15 protein-coding genes are annotated in these 14,697 nt (G+C 38.9%); 8 read left to right on the top strand and 7 right to left on the bottom strand.

The features are described from left to right. Positions 1-7: 7 nt before the first annotated feature. From B9D94_RS00585 to B9D94_RS00565, 5 genes are all read right to left on the bottom strand, one after another. Positions 8-412, bottom strand: a complete 405-nt coding sequence (locus B9D94_RS00585; RefSeq protein WP_148246131.1) for a TcpE family conjugal transfer membrane protein — start codon at positions 410-412, stop codon at positions 8-10. Beyond that, positions 412-717: a hypothetical protein gene (locus tag B9D94_RS00580; RefSeq protein ID WP_119851408.1), complete on the bottom strand. Its 306-nt coding sequence runs from the start codon at positions 715-717 to the stop codon at positions 412-414. The genes B9D94_RS00585 and B9D94_RS00580 overlap by 1 nt, the downstream gene beginning before the upstream one ends. Before the next feature lie 19 nt (positions 718-736). Next, on the bottom strand, positions 737-1,891 hold the full coding sequence (locus B9D94_RS00575; protein WP_148246130.1) for a conjugal transfer protein: 1,155 nt from the start codon (positions 1,889-1,891) through the stop codon (positions 737-739). Positions 1,892-1,905: 14 nt separating this feature from the next. Next, positions 1,906-2,292 (bottom strand): hypothetical protein, encoded by a 387-nt coding sequence (locus B9D94_RS00570; protein WP_148246129.1) that lies wholly within the window; start codon positions 2,290-2,292, stop codon positions 1,906-1,908. 114 nt (positions 2,293-2,406) lie between these two features. Next, positions 2,407-3,399, bottom strand: a complete 993-nt coding sequence (locus B9D94_RS00565) for a replication-relaxation family protein (protein WP_148246128.1) — start codon at positions 3,397-3,399, stop codon at positions 2,407-2,409. A 663-nt stretch (positions 3,400-4,062) separates the two neighbouring features. On the opposite strand from B9D94_RS00565, the gene B9D94_RS00560 reads away from it, so the two are divergent. Together B9D94_RS00560 and B9D94_RS00555 are read left to right on the top strand one after the other, a co-directional pair. Next, a complete protein-coding gene (locus tag B9D94_RS00560) occupies positions 4,063-4,386 on the top strand; it encodes a hypothetical protein (protein ID WP_119851404.1) in 324 nt (107 codons plus the stop codon). Positions 4,387-4,389: 3 nt separating this feature from the next. Beyond that, positions 4,390-5,721, top strand: a complete 1,332-nt coding sequence (locus B9D94_RS00555) for an FtsZ/tubulin family protein (RefSeq protein ID WP_148246127.1) — start codon at positions 4,390-4,392, stop codon at positions 5,719-5,721. A gap of 169 nt (positions 5,722-5,890) precedes the next feature. On the opposite strand, the gene B9D94_RS00550 is transcribed toward B9D94_RS00555, so the two are convergent. Continuing rightward, positions 5,891-6,691 carry a helix-turn-helix domain-containing protein gene (locus tag B9D94_RS00550; RefSeq protein WP_172963870.1) on the bottom strand — a complete coding sequence of 267 codons (801 nt, stop codon included), beginning with the start codon at positions 6,689-6,691 and terminating at the stop codon, positions 5,891-5,893. Positions 6,692-7,198: 507 nt separating this feature from the next. On the opposite strand from B9D94_RS00550, the gene B9D94_RS00545 reads away from it, so the two are divergent. Further along, complete coding sequence (locus B9D94_RS00545; RefSeq protein ID WP_253805978.1) at positions 7,199-9,658, top strand: type IV secretory system conjugative DNA transfer family protein; 2,460 nt, start codon at positions 7,199-7,201, stop codon at positions 9,656-9,658. Positions 9,659-9,673: 15 nt separating this feature from the next. Here the strand turns inward: B9D94_RS00545 and B9D94_RS00540 are convergent, their stop codons facing one another. Next, positions 9,674-9,982 carry a hypothetical protein gene (locus B9D94_RS00540; protein WP_119851401.1) on the bottom strand — a complete coding sequence of 103 codons (309 nt, stop codon included), beginning with the start codon at positions 9,980-9,982 and terminating at the stop codon, positions 9,674-9,676. Positions 9,983-10,243: 261 nt separating this feature from the next. Here B9D94_RS00540 and B9D94_RS00535 point away from each other — a divergent pair, with 261 nt between their 5' ends. The 5 genes from B9D94_RS00535 to B9D94_RS31235 all read left to right on the top strand — a co-directional run bounded on the left by B9D94_RS00535 (position 10,244) and on the right by B9D94_RS31235 (position 14,671). Further along, positions 10,244-10,855: a hypothetical protein gene (locus tag B9D94_RS00535; RefSeq protein ID WP_148246125.1), complete on the top strand. Its 612-nt coding sequence runs from the start codon at positions 10,244-10,246 to the stop codon at positions 10,853-10,855. A gap of 104 nt (positions 10,856-10,959) precedes the next feature. Further along, positions 10,960-11,442 (top strand): hypothetical protein, encoded by a 483-nt coding sequence (locus B9D94_RS00530; protein ID WP_148246124.1) that lies wholly within the window; start codon positions 10,960-10,962, stop codon positions 11,440-11,442. Beyond that, positions 11,439-12,290, top strand: coding sequence for a hypothetical protein (locus tag B9D94_RS00525; RefSeq protein ID WP_148246123.1), 852 nt, complete (start codon positions 11,439-11,441; stop codon positions 12,288-12,290). The genes B9D94_RS00530 and B9D94_RS00525 overlap by 4 nt, the downstream gene beginning before the upstream one ends. A 12-nt stretch (positions 12,291-12,302) precedes the next feature. Then, the gene (locus B9D94_RS00520; RefSeq protein ID WP_148246122.1) at positions 12,303-13,211 is read left to right on the top strand and encodes a replication-relaxation family protein; all 909 of its coding nucleotides are present in this window, start codon (positions 12,303-12,305) and stop codon (positions 13,209-13,211) included. A 71-nt stretch (positions 13,212-13,282) separates the two neighbouring features. Continuing rightward, positions 13,283-14,671, top strand: a complete 1,389-nt coding sequence (locus B9D94_RS31235) for a P-loop NTPase family protein (RefSeq protein ID WP_208652662.1) — start codon at positions 13,283-13,285, stop codon at positions 14,669-14,671. Positions 14,672-14,697 lie beyond the last annotated feature (26 nt).

The raw sequence follows: 14,697 nt of genomic DNA, 5'->3' as shown, positions 1-14,697 counted from the left end.
GCGCGGATTACCCGCGCTCCCTTTGAGTGCGATACACCACTTTACTGCCATAGGAATATCGTTTATTGTGCTGGATCGATTTGTATCTCCTAAGGTATTTCGGTCTAATCCAATGGAAAATCATAGATAGCAGCCATTTGTGTGGAGCCTTACCATCAAGCTTCTGCTTCATAATCAGCCACGCTGAGACGAACGGTAAAACAGCATATGTGTAAGCCGGTGGGATAAAAAATAAGATTTTTCCTACGATAAACCAAAACACTAAACAAGCGAAGAATGTGCCGATCGCTCTTACGTTCGCCGGAACGGGTAACTTCTTACCTTCAAAAGCATATATAACCCAATCCCATGTCCATATCTTCGAGTAGTTCGATACGGTCACCCGAGGAGATTCAGATTGCTTTTCGCTCATTAAATGCCCCCGAAGATTGCATCAAAGAAATATTTGGATAATTTTTTGACGTCTTCCCAGTTCATCAGTACTGCCACAATAAGTGCGATTCCCATAAAACTGACGAGCTTCATCCAATCTCGCTTTATCATGTGATAAGCACCAATTGTGATTAGGATTCCTGGTATCACTGCACCAATATTTGATGTAAGCCAAGTCCCCAATTTTTGTCCAGGGCCACTAGCAAATGCCGGCGTGGCCATTAACATTAATGCTATTGAGAGCAATGTGGTGCGGATCACCAGATCCTTATTTAATTTTCTCATTTATCAAAGCATCCCTTCGTTATTCTTGATTATTGGAAGCGGGTTGGTCTGGGTTTTCCTCATCCGTTGTCTGCTGCGGATCGGACGTCAGTTCTTGATTTTCAGTTCCGATAATGTCTTCCTCTTGAGCAGTATCAAGCATGTAGAGGCGCCCATCTTTTTCAATTACTTCGAAAGACCATGCATTGGTGAATGATTCTCCAATATCACTTTTCACTATGACTGTTGCCAGAATTTTCATTACTCCACTTTGTGATTCATTTCGATACATGTTTAGGCTCTCGACACGATCAAAGTCAAAGGCGGATTTATTTAGGGATTTGGGAGCATCGTCTGCATTAGAGTAAAAATATCGAAGCTGACTAATGTTTCCCTCATACCACGCATTAAGAAAGCTGCTGGTTAGTTCTTTTGCTAAAGCAATGGTGCTAGTATCAGAGATTGAAGGACCGTTCGATGCCGCTTCGACGGATTCCGCCTTGGGCATCTCGGAGACAAACCGCGGATATGATCGGATTACCATACCTTCTTCAACCAGTGTTACAGGAACTACCATGTAAACCTTCTTAATTGATTTCTCATTTTCCGGCAATGGTATGATCGCGTCCTCTTGAGTAGAATCATCTTTCGATTGTGGAGGCTGCGATGTGGTTTGGTCCATAAGAGGTTCAACTTCTCTTCGGACCATCACCGTAACCTCAACTTGGTTATCGCTTAGTTTTTTTGTATCAAAGACCTCAGTTGAAAGAACTCGACTCGAGCCTTTGATGTCGAGCGCCTTAATACCAGCATCGGAATCTATGCCCGATATGAATCCGGATAATCGTGTTGATCGTTCAGAGAAGTTGCCCGTGTTCCAGGTGAAGTATTCAGCTGCAAAGTCCGCTGCGAAACCTTTTACCTTTTCTTCGATGATCGGAGCCGTATTCCCGTTTATAACGGTTTGGTTAATTACTCGGGTCCCTTGGACAAACGACATGCAGCCTTTAAAAATTATGAAGCACATGAAAACCCAGACGCATGTTCTGAGCAGCTTTAAGCCGGTTCTAGATTTTGGTGCTCGTTCCTTAATCGACTTATCGGGTTTCTTCTTTTCAGGTGCTTGTCCTTCGGATTCTTTCGTTGGTGAAGAATCATTCACTTCATCTTTCTTTTTCTTCGTAAACAGTCCCAATTTTGTTTCACCTCCTATCGATGACGGGATTGATCACGATTCTTTGGATTAAAGACGATTCCAATTAAGAAGAACGCGACAAGTGCAATGATAATGGCATGCTCTGTCTTAAATCCTAGGAACCACCCCCACCATGATTCAATTTTGTCCCACCAGCCTGGTGCTCTCTCTGAAATGGCATGTTTCGCATCATCAATTACCTTAGCCACTCTCTCATGGGATTCTTGGTATTCGCCTGAGTGAGTTGTTGATCCAACAGGATCACTAACTTCTGTATGTACTTCTTGAGAAGTTGGTTCCGGTATGGTTTCTTTGGTGGGGCTCCGAAATAGAATTACTGAGGCAATCAAGAGTAATAGAACACCAACACTTACCAAGACCACCTTTTTGTTTTTGCTCAAATAATCACCTCCGATACTTATATATTAATTAATCAATATAATAACACACAAGTATATTAATTAATATACAACAATTGGAGCGGGGTTTTCTCTAAAATGTAAAGGTCTCTCCCTCTACTCATTGTTGGATGTTCCTGCAAGGTCCGAGTATGCTATTAAAATATCTTCAATATTTCGACCTATTAGTACGCGATGGTTTATACCAAAAACTTTATCAGCAGCTTTTCCAATATTAAGTAGTCTTGTTTTATAGACTGCATCTGGAATTACAAATGCAATAATGGAATTCCGAATAATAGTATTTGTCGAAGCTTTTATAACATCCCTATATCTCTCTAGTTTTTTTTGTATGGATACCTGTTCAGTATGGAATGGAGATCTCTGAATTGGTTCTGTCGAGCGGTCTAACTCGATACAAAACAACTGTTCCCCTATTCGCAAAATAGCATCCGGACGCACCTCTATCACCCCATTGTCTCCCCATACACTTTCAGATGGATACCAATCCCAATCAATAAACTGCTTCAGATCATTGAAACTTACCATCCAACGATATCTCAAATCGAGATATATTTTGCCGAGTTCCCAGTAGTGCTCTTTCTTCGCCCGTTCCATATCCACTTCAACTTTAGATAATTTTGAATCATCAGGTATTTCTAATCTTTTTTCGATAACTCGTAATCCCCTCTGCGAGAGATAGTACCAAGTCTCCCCAGTTACCCTTCCTCTTCGGGCCACTGGTAAATCTACAGCATCTGGGATTATTGAGGTTCCTTCAACCAAACCACGATCCTTTAATCGCTTGAATGTTCGACGTGCTTTTAGAACAGCTCTCTTTCTATTCTTTTCCTCGAAAGCAGCCTTGGCATGATTATCTACACTTTCATACTCTTCATAGTACAAGTCTGGCGAGTCCAAAAAGTATGTTGTGACGACAACTGATTGTGGTATACATCTACATTTGTAGAGGTCTACCAATAAGCGCCACTCTCTTTCATTCAAGAGGTCAATTGCTTCGCCTATAGAATAATCGTTCGCTCCTCTTTTGCGTTTTCTACCTCCCTCTTCTGCTTGATCATTACGATCAAATTTCCCCTGGTCAGCCATTATACCTCATCTCCTTCAAAACCCATGAATGGGTTTGGGTTGAATTTACCCTTTTTAGGGTATTAGTCGGGGATTACTAGGAACAATAAACATGCACTATACATGATAATGCAGCAAAAATACAGACGTTTTTGCATTAAATGAAGAGTGTGGTGGAAATATAGATAAAAGAACTAATGGATGAACAGCTTGTAACTTGATAAAAGGATCGATGAAGGAAACGTCATAAACACGATGAATGAATCAATAAAATATAAAAAAAGTCATTCTCTTGGGCCCCCCGTCTAGACTAATTCCCACTCGTCAACAATATAGTAATTGAACCCATTCGATAATTTCAATCTCTCAAATGAGGGTCTCCAGAAAGAAAAATTACTCCCTATAAACTTGACAGGAAACAATATCCTGCTAAATAATAATAACGTAGCGTAACGCATCGTTAACTCTTCGATTTAAGGTTATATAAAACTAGATAATATGCAGGAAACAAGACCTTCAATAACGAATTACATAATTAACGACGCGTAAAGCAACGTAAATAATCGTTTCATTCAACTATTTAGTGCATCGTAACGCAGCGTTAATATATCCTGATTTAACGCTAATCTGGATTGATTGAGTGGAATAACGCATCGTTACGTCGCGTGAAAGGGGTGATTGAAATTGAATGATCAAGACCTTCAATATCCCACGGAAGTTTTGGAGTTTATCGCAGGAAGGATTCCACGAGAAATGACAAGTGTTTTTGCTGAGATATGGAATCACAGAGCTGATGGAGGAATTACCTGGACACATCTTGTAAGCAAAATTGGGGATCGGTATCTCGTTGAAAAAGCTCTTCTTCTTTTAGAGACGAATGGGTTTGTAAATGTAGACCCCTCCCCACTCGATCGCCGGCAAAAGAAGTACATTCCAGACGAAATCAGAGGCAAGCAGTTAGCAGTGTACTTGCGTAATAGTAAACTCAACCCAAACAAGGAGGAGTAAGTTATGGAAATGAATCTTGGTTTTATTACACTTGAGGGGTTTATGCGCCGTGATGATGGGAATAAGAAAAAGCTTAAGTTTTGCTTTATCTCATGCGGACAGTTTGGTGGCCGCCAAGGGGATGAGCTCGCTCGTCTAGGGCACGATGTATATGCTCTAAACACTTCTGAATCTGACCTCTCTGATCTTAAAATCGTTCAGAATATCATTAAGTTGGATGGCTACAATGGAGCGGTTAAGGATATTGAGCGTGGACAGGCAGCAATTAAGGATAACCGCGATAAGGTGTTATCACTACTCAGTAATTCTGATGTGGTTGATGCGGATTTTGTATTTGTTATTGCAGGTATGGGCGGAGGTACGGGAAATGCAGCAGCCCCTATCATTCTAAGTAACTTGAGTAGAGTACGAAAACCCTTTAATGGTAAGCCATCGTTCGGTGCTATTGTGTCAGTACCGGGATCATGGGAAAAACGAGGAATTAAAAAGAATGCTCGCTGGGGATTGTCACACATTGATGAGCTGATTAAGAGAAACGCATGTGGATCCGTGACAATCGTGGATAACGAGAAGCTATTTACAATGACGGAGGGTATTTTTAGTGATACAGAAACTAGGCTGGAATGGACAGATTACGGTAATAGTACTCTCGCAGCTTTATTAACCGAAGTGGCTTTCCTGACCTCTCTCCCTTCAAGCAAGACCTTTGACGAGGATGAACTGCTTGATGTATTAAGTACTCCAGGCTATTATTCATCAGGAAAATGCTATATATACGAAGATGATTCTCTTGAAGTGAATAGCTTAACTTCGCTTATCGAAAAGAGTTTTAGAGAATCCCCAACAGCAAATGACTTTGATTATGAATTAGATGCTGTTAATGGTTTCGTTGCTGTTATTCATCCTAAACACAAGAACCCGATTATTTCGGATTCTGAATTCAGAACATTAGAAGAACGGTTCGGCCGCTTCATTGCTAATGCAGAGAAACCCCATTCTGGCTTAATTGACAATAGTAATTGGGGAACGATTACAAGTCGTGGGAAACATAATGAGGGCGAGCGAAACAAAGCCATTCTTTACACAGGTGTCGTTTGCTCCGCACTGCCTGATCGGATCGCCAAGATGCTAGAAGAGATTGACCGAGAAGAGCAAGAACTAGAATTGAAGAAGAATGAACGTAAGAATAAGACTGCCTTAGATCTGTCAGCATTCAAAACAATTGCTAAAAACGAGGTAGCAACGACTAAGGAACCGGTAAATAGTGAGTTTGATCTCTTTGGAGATTCCGGCAGCAAATCTAATGAAAAAGACGATGAAGATTTTATGCTCTGATCCTCCCTTCTCCCCTCTCGATGAGAGGGGTTTCTTTTGTCCTCAAATTAACGATGCGTAACGCGTCGTTAATTTTCAAAGAGTGCCCTCTGTTTTAAATAAGGCCGTCGTTACGCGATTTTCGGCCATAACAAAAGCGCTGCGTAACGCAGCGCTTTTCTGGATCTTTTTAATCTCCACGTCCGAATAACCCAAGGAAGCCTTTCCTCTTCTTTCTGTTTGAGTTCTCTAAATCTTCTCGGGAGATTACTGCCCATTTTTTCATATTTTCCTCCAACTGCTGTTGGAGCTGGCTCTTGGTGGTTGCCATAAGCTCCTCTAACTGTTGTTTGCTATTTGCTGTGGTTGTTTCTACCTGAGATTTAAACTCGTCTTTCATTGAATTTACATTGGAAACAATTTCTTTATGTTCTTCTTGGATTTTTTCATGAAATTTTGATTCGATTTGTTGAATTAAACTTTCATCACGACTAGCTTGGCTATTTTTTAGTGTTTCAATTTCGTTTCGTACGAATTCTTGTGTAGTCTCAGCATGTTTCACTAAGACTTGATCAAGATGCCCAAAAAATTGTTGCATTCGTGCTTCCATGTCTACTACAAGTTGCTGAACTTCTTGTAGTTGTAAGGATTGGGAGTTCGACTGGGAGACGGATACAAGTGAATTGGAACCCTCTTCCCCCCCACTTGGAGGCATAAACATACCGGTGGTAGAGCCAGCTGCATTCATATGGAGAAGCATCTGCTTTATCTGGGTGAAGCTTAATTCATATTCTGAGTCCCGCCACTTTTGAATTAACCGCACTAATTCTAAGTGTCTGTCAGTGTAAAAACGGTTGTCGTGCGGATCTCTGGGAACCATAAAGGCATCCCCAAGCTTCTCTTCCCAATTCCGAAGAGTGTTTTGGGGGACTCCGGTAGCATCGCTGAATTCCTTGATCGTATAGGCTTTTTCAAAGACATTTTCGTTCACAATAACCCTCCCTTCGTATTGGAGACCCTCTCCAAATTTATTGAGAGATGTATCTATGCGTTGCAATATGCTTCTCTTACTAGAATTATATACGACTCCCATAGAATCGGGAAGCCCGTGAAGGTCACATGTATATGTCTCCAATAGATAGGAGGATGTATATATTAATATTGTTGGAGATGGATTCATAAGGTGTAGGATATGTATATCTATATAAAGAGAGATGTATCCCGATATTAGAAACGCTTCTACAATTTAAAGTATAGAAGTATATCTTTCCACATGGATGGACTCTCTCACACAATTGGAGGGCTGTTTTGAACAGTGGGAGAGGGTCTACATCATTGTAGGAGGTATCCCAGCGTAAGGGAGAGGGCTACATTAGTCCAAGGAGAGAAACAGGTTTCCCGATCAATTAAAAGAAAAATAGAAATGTATGATAGATTTATGGCTTTTTTATTGTAATATATTAATTAAATAATATACAAGAATCAGGGTGGTGTCATATTGAAGTATATAGGAATGGTAATCGGAGGAATATTCTCAGCAATAGGGCATATGGTGGCTTTTATTTTCAAGAATATTTACATTGCAATCCGGAGGTTTACATTAGACCCTGCTAACAAGAACGCTATCTGGAACATCCAAGCTTTTTCACTATTAATCCTGCTCTTATTTATTTTTTTATGGTTGGTTGGTAAATATCAGGATGTAATTTATGGAGTAGATGATCCAGTAGTATATAGAGCAATTCCGATCATACTAGCATGTTTTTTGGGTCACTCGATATATTCGTGTCCGGCTCTATATCAAAATCAGTATGCTAAACCTCTTGTTCAGACCTTTCTTAATGCACTAAGCATTCTTGCAATCGGTCAATTGATACTTGCTTATACGGATAGAAAAATAGGGCTTTTGATTGCTCTTGTACTATTCATCTTAACCATTTTCACTACTTTATATTACACATTACGTATTAGAGTCAGTTCTACAATATTCAGTAAACTGTCTGCTGCAGCTGAAGAAAATAAACCTCGAAAGGAACACAAGAAAACTTCTAATAGTCATTATGAGATGAAGAGGGGAGAGGAGAAACCGGAGAATAAATTTTCTTGGGAAGAAATTAATGAGCTAGACAGTATTGATTTAAATACACCTGGCTGCTTAAGCCATCTCAGATACTATTCGGAGCAATGTGAATTAGAACTCTTTTATACTCGTCCAACGAAAGAAAGGCAAAGTCAACTCATGAAGCTAAACCGTTCCGACAGGGCACAACACGGGCAAATAATTGCCGGAACGGGTGCCGGTAAAACCTTATTTGCAACCAACTTAATTACACAGGATCTTTTAAATGATTACATCGGAAGCACAGTTATAGATCCTAAAGGTAGTTTGATAAAACGAATGGCTAATTTTTTGGATCGTATCGGAAGAAAATATTATAGGTTGGATCCATTAATTGTTAATTCAGATTGTCTTAATCCGTTCTTTGTCCCAGAGAGTGAAGATATTGAACCGATGATCGAGCGAAATGTTGCAGCATTTCATGCATATCTAGGTCCAGATGCACAAATTTACTTTAAAAGCCGCGCCACACAGCTCTTTCGTGTCGGTGTTAAAGCTTTAAAGTTAGTTTACGGAAATGAAGTAACATACAATGAACTAGACAGATTGATTCAACCCATCAATGATGATTTTAGAGTAGAAGTGCTTCACGAAATAACACTGCTCGGTAAAGAAGGCCAAGTTGCATTGCTTAGAGAATATACGCGTAATATGGCTGGATCTCCGAAAATGCAAGAGCATGCAATGCAGACGTATTCAAACTTGTATGATTATCTTTCTGAATTGACGTCGAACAAATATATTCAAAAGATGTTCTGTGGAAAGTCAACTTTCAGCATAGATGAAGCAATGAAGAATGGAGAGATCATCCTTTTCAATGGAGCGTATGGAACACTTCAAACTCTAACATATACTGCAGGGCGTTTATTTCTAAATCTTATGCGTGCGAGTACGTTCAGAAGAAATATGGATGGCAATGTACGGCCACATCAATTGACTATTGATGAAGTTGAAATGTTTGCGGATGAAGAGTTCTCAACATTCATGGAAATGGCAAGGGAGTTTGAAGTATTTGTAAATGTAATCCATCAGGGTAATGAACAACTCGATGATGTAAGTAAGCGTCTAGGCGCAATGGTAAAACAGAATGCTGTCCAGAAGTTTATAATGGCTGGTCTCGATCCAAATGATGCAAAATACTATTCAGAGATGATAGGAGAGGAATATAAGATTGGCCAGAGTAGTGGAACCGATGAAATGTCTACAACAGGGTTTAAAACCCAAATCAAAGAAGAGAAAAGGTTTACGGTTATGCCAAAAGAAATTCTTAGCCTAAAGGGTTATAATCCGGAAACCGGGGATCCGGCGGAATGTCTCTTTAGGGGAGTACATAATAATGTCAGATTAGACCCTGTCATTGGATTAATCTACCCGCTTCCTAAAGTATTGTTCACTCCACTTGAGGTTAAGGGAGAAGATGAAATTAATGAAGAGGTTGAAGATGACCAAGAAACTATAACGGTTGAAAATGAAAAAAAGGAGGGGGAAATGGACGATATAGAAACTAAGGATAATAATGATAAATTGGAAAATATTAAGAAGAAAGCTCAACATCGCAAAGAACTTCATACAAATGTTCGTGAAATTGAGACCAAGACAGAAATTAATGAGCCTACAACAGTTCGAAGCCCTCTATGGGATGAACAGGATTCAGTAAACAATAGTAGCCATCTTGTTGAAAATTTATCAAATGGGGAAGAGGGCGGGAGTATAGTATCACCACGAGGAGTAACCTTTAGACCGGCAAGCATAGACGACAAGGCATTAAAACTAGCGCAGCAAATCAAAAACGATGCTCAAATATCCCGCAATGAAAAAAAGAGTAGCAAGACGGAGTAATCCGTCTGCTACTCTTTATTGCTCTTCGTTTAGAGTGTGAAACAAATCGTTGAATTCTTCATATACCTTGATACCCAATGGTGTAAGACTATAAAGTTTCTGACGACCACTAGCATTATACTGTACAAAACCAAGCGCTTCAATCCAAATTAAAGCATAGTTTAGTTCTCCGCGGCGGACTCTGCTTTCAAGCGATAAATCTTCTTTGTTGTAATCCTTTTTTGACAATGATTGCATAACTAATTTTGGAGCATTGGGTAAGTTGGAAATCATTGTTTCTAAATAAGGCTTTAATTGTGACGATAAATCAAAGGAAAAGGTCATTATTATTTCACCGAGCCTTTCAAGTTACTATTATATATATTAACACACAATATAAGTAAATAACATATATCTATTAGCGTAATCAAAGGGTGTATATTTCCTCAAAACCAATGTTATTACAGTACAAAAAGATTAACTATCTAGTACATTGTACCCAACTCAAATAAATAAATACAGAGGTTCTTGAAAATATTTTGTGGAACTGAAGGTTGATACTATAATTATATAAGATGAAATTTATTGGGGAGGAGTAGGTGATATATGTATCATTTTTTTGATCCTTCAATCAGACCTGTTACTACTACCGATTTAGCAGGAAATATTATATATGTTCGGACCCATGGACTTCACCATTATGGTTATCCTGATATTTATTTAGATAATGTAACAAGTAATTACGAGGAGTTATTTCATTCAATATTTGATAAAATGTACTCGCTTGATTTTGATATCAATCAGATTTGGAAGTTCAATGGTCACATAATACAATTTGAGATTTACCCAGAAGAGAAGCTTGCAAAAATCGTTTTCCCATCAAATGATGAAATAAAAATCATTACAATCAATAATCCCGTGACTGATGAACCATATAAATTATTAACCAGAGGAATTCAGCAATTATATAATCTACCGGAAATCACCATTACAGCAGAATTACCTAATTCAAGAGAAATTATTGAATATGTATTAGAACAAATCCAGCAAGGTGAATCCTTCGACGGAGACTCGTTTATTTTGTACGATGGGCTGCAGTATGATGTGGTACAAAATTCAGACCGATATGGATTTCCCCAGTTAGAAATTCAACTTGTGAAAAAATCCAAAAAACGGATATTTAAAGAGAAAGGTAGCCATCTAAAGAGGGTGAAATAATAGTCCTTCATTTTTTTGATTAATAGTTGTATATTAATATATATATTAAATAATAGATTAATATGATTGTGTAGAAAGGAGTACTTATAGAAAGGAGTTTTAGATTGTTTGATGAGCATCTTATAAAAGAATTGGAATTTGTTCTGACACATCCTCATTGTAACGTGGAGAAAATAGAATCGTTCTATAACAATTGTCTAATGATGAATGAATCAGTCCCAGTCTACGCATTTGTTAAAACGGTTAATATGATAAATCCTCAACTGTTGGAGGAATGGTCTAATAAAAACCCGATGGTAAGGGTAGCAGCTCAGGAATTAGGAGTGAAAGCAGAGACTAGCAATATAAGAACAAGCAACTTCTCAATTCAAATCAGTATTGATTTATCTGGACATCTACCCAAAGGCGGACTATATAAAGTAGTTTGGTCTTCTGAACTTGAGGAGGGACTATTTAATCAAATGTTTAAACGAAGAGCAATCCATGTAATAGACAGAAAACGTCGAGAAGTGGAGTTAATAGGATTCCGGTTTTTGACGGATCGTAACTGTACACTTTATTTAAAAGTTAAGGAGGAATCAGCATGACGACTTTTCAGGCACTATCGTCCAATCCTATGCAAGAGTATCGTACTTCTCTTCGACGTAAACAAATTCACCAGGGCACGGTAAGTGGAGTCGAGGTTCATGAACCACATGGCAAAAAAATGGAATGTGCACTTGTCCGATTAAATAACGGTCTAAAGGGATTGATTTTCGAAGATCAGTTTGATAAGCATAAATTTCGTTCACTAGTCGGCTTTATTGATCATCGAATTGATTTTATGGTATTGGATGTTCAAAAGATGGGATTGGATCCTAATCAATATCAAGTATTCGATGAAGAAAAGGGAATTGTCTTGCTTTCACGTGTTCAAGCAATTGAAGAATTGCAGGAAGAATTTTGGGAGACTGCAGAAGAGGGTCATGTTGTTACGGGTACAGTATCGGGTTGGGAAGAGAGCCGATTATATATTTTGGTTAAAGGGGTATCATGTGTACTTGCAATACAGGATTACGAATATGATTGGACACCCTCCGCTAAAAACCTAGTTCCATTGGGAACATCTCTCACTGTGAAAATTATAGAGATCGATCGAGAGAATCAACAAGTAAAAGTATCTCGAAAAGAATTATTAGAGGATCCATGGAATCGTGTTCGAGAAAATTTTGGAGTCGATAATTTTTATGCTGGTGAGATAACAGGGGTAGTCGAAAATGTTGGGATTTTTGTAAAAATCGCTCCAGGCATTGAAGTACTTTCATGGTTTCCGAAGAGGTTGCCATCACATGGACAATTAATCGGAAAACATGTAAGTGTTAAGATAAAGAGCATCGATGCTGAGAGAAGGCGGATAAAAGCAAGAATCTGTAAGTTTCCTCATGAAATTTATTAAGGGGAGTGTGTTATGGAAATTCAAGTGTCTCCGTTGATAAATACAACGGGAGAGATGGCACTCCAACCTAAACCTGTATGGGATGATCCATATGCGTACATCACCGGGATGGATCAGTTAACAAGACATGAGTTTTATTTCATCGAAGAAAAAATAAAAAATGGTTGGATTACAGACAGGGATATTGAAATCGTCAAATTTTTATTCGTTCACCGTTGGATAACTTTGATACAACTACAACAGATTTTCTTTGGAGAAGCAGAGCGAGACGAAACGGTGAAAAAGAGGGTTCGGAAATTACTAAAGTATGGGCTGATTAGACGTATTCAGTGGAAAACCTACTCAAGCCCTTCCGAAAATCGGCAAAGTTTTTACGAACTCGGAGCTAGTGGTGCTGATATCTTGAAGTATAGGTACGGAATAGCCTTAGGAAACAGAGATCCGCGTGCAACTCGCCCCACTACGATGCTGTATCGAATGAAATACATCGTAACAAACGAGCTGTACATCCAACTTCGTGAAAACTTCAATATGATTCATTTTGAATTCCACCCGATATTGAAATTAGAAGATGACCAGCAAATACCAATGGCTCGTTACATACTTCAAACACCGGCTAATAAGAAAATAATATTCTATTTGGTGGTTCATCGAGATGATGAGAAGTGGCTAAAAACACTTAGGTACCAGGCGCAGTTCTATAAAAGTTATATCAGTGGAGGAGAAGATGGGGGGATTTTAGTCCTGTTGCTATCCTCAGACGATAAAGCGGTATTAGCACAAAAGCTTCTGCTACAAGAAGGCATTACTAATTTGGTCTGGTTTATTACCGATAAGGATTTATATGATACTGAGAAGGACATTAAAACCAACTTCTTCTTTTTTAAAGATGAAGGAAAGCAATACTACAATCTTGGATGAAATATCCTTCTTCAATACTTATATATTGATATATTTATTAATTAATATACAAACTTAATCAGGGGGTTGAAATGAATCGCATATTCTTAGCTACCCCGGATCGGGATGAAGCAGAATGGCTTTCTGATGAGCTAAGTGAGGTCGGAAAAATAGTAAGGACAATCGATTCTTTAGACTTCTTTATACCTCAGTGGGAATCCATCGAAGCGAATGTAGTTATTTTTATGGAAAATGTAATAAGGTCGGATGAAGCATTTATTCGTCTGATTAAAAAAGTACGCTCTGATCGACCAGGTTCATCAATTTTGTTGGTTTATCATCGTGATGATGATGAGTTAATTTCTAACCTGCACGATGAAGGTGTCACCTGTTTGAATTATATGGACCTAGAGCCAGGTATCGTGGAGCTCCGACTTTTAGAGGCATTAGGACATAAATTCCCCGTCCCTGTTCCGGAACAGATGGCGGTGGTAAACCAGGACGTTGATTACAATCCGGAAAGCGAAATAAATGACTTGTTTGAGTCACCTGAAGAAATAGAGAGAACACCCGCTCCTAATAACGAAGAGAAGAATATAGAAGCAGATGAATTTGAGCAGGATAACCAACCGGCATTTTTGATTGGGGAAAAGGCTAGGGGAATAGGGAGACAACTCTCCGAGACTAGCTCTAAGCTCTTCGGGAAAATTGAAGAAAAGAAACGGTTGATCATTGAGAGTCAGAAGAAAAAAAGCACAGATGTATTTCGAACAGATGATATTGATTTTGCCCCCATATTGCGTAATGGCAATAAACGAAAAAAGGAAAGATTTGTTGGAACGGCAGTCATTGCTGTAATCGGCGTGAAGCCTGGCGTAGGATGCACGCATACCTCGGTTATGATTGCAAACTATTTAGCGAATGAAAATTATCCTGTTCTCCTGATAGAGGCAAATGATTCAAATGATTTTGTAGAAATTGAAGCTGCCTATGAAGGTGTTGAAAATCCAACAATACTCAAAAATCCAACATTTACAATCGACGGAGTAAGATATGTCAAGAATGTCACGGACCTAAAGCTTTATCAATACCATCCAGGGAATTATGCTTTCATCATTCTCGATATGGGCGCTTATCAAAATAGTTACTGCTATGAGGAATTCTTACGAGCTAATATATCCATCGTCATTGGGTCAGGAAGTGAGTGGAAGCAAAAAGATGTCATCACATTCTTTGAGGAGCAGATACACCTGGATCAAAGCAGATGGAAATTGTGTGTTCCTTTGGCCACAAAGCAGACGATTGAAGATATAAGAAAAAAACTGCCAAAGCGAAAAATTCACGCCATACCTTTTCAACCGGATCCTTATAGAAGGGACAAGGTTGTAAATTCGACATTGGAAGATATGTTAAAGCTGCATCAGCATCAACGATTATCGGTTCTTAAGAAAAAGATGCAGTCGTTCTTCCAAGATGAATAACGGTGGGCTTGAGTTCAGAAGGGAGA

The sequence above is a fragment of the Paenibacillus sp. Cedars genome, from assembly GCF_003184205.1.
GTDB lineage: Bacteria > Bacillota > Bacilli > Paenibacillales > Paenibacillaceae > Paenibacillus_AQ > Paenibacillus_AQ glucanolyticus.
Note: the sequence above shows the minus strand (reverse complement) of the source record. Positions and strands in the feature narration are given on the sequence as shown.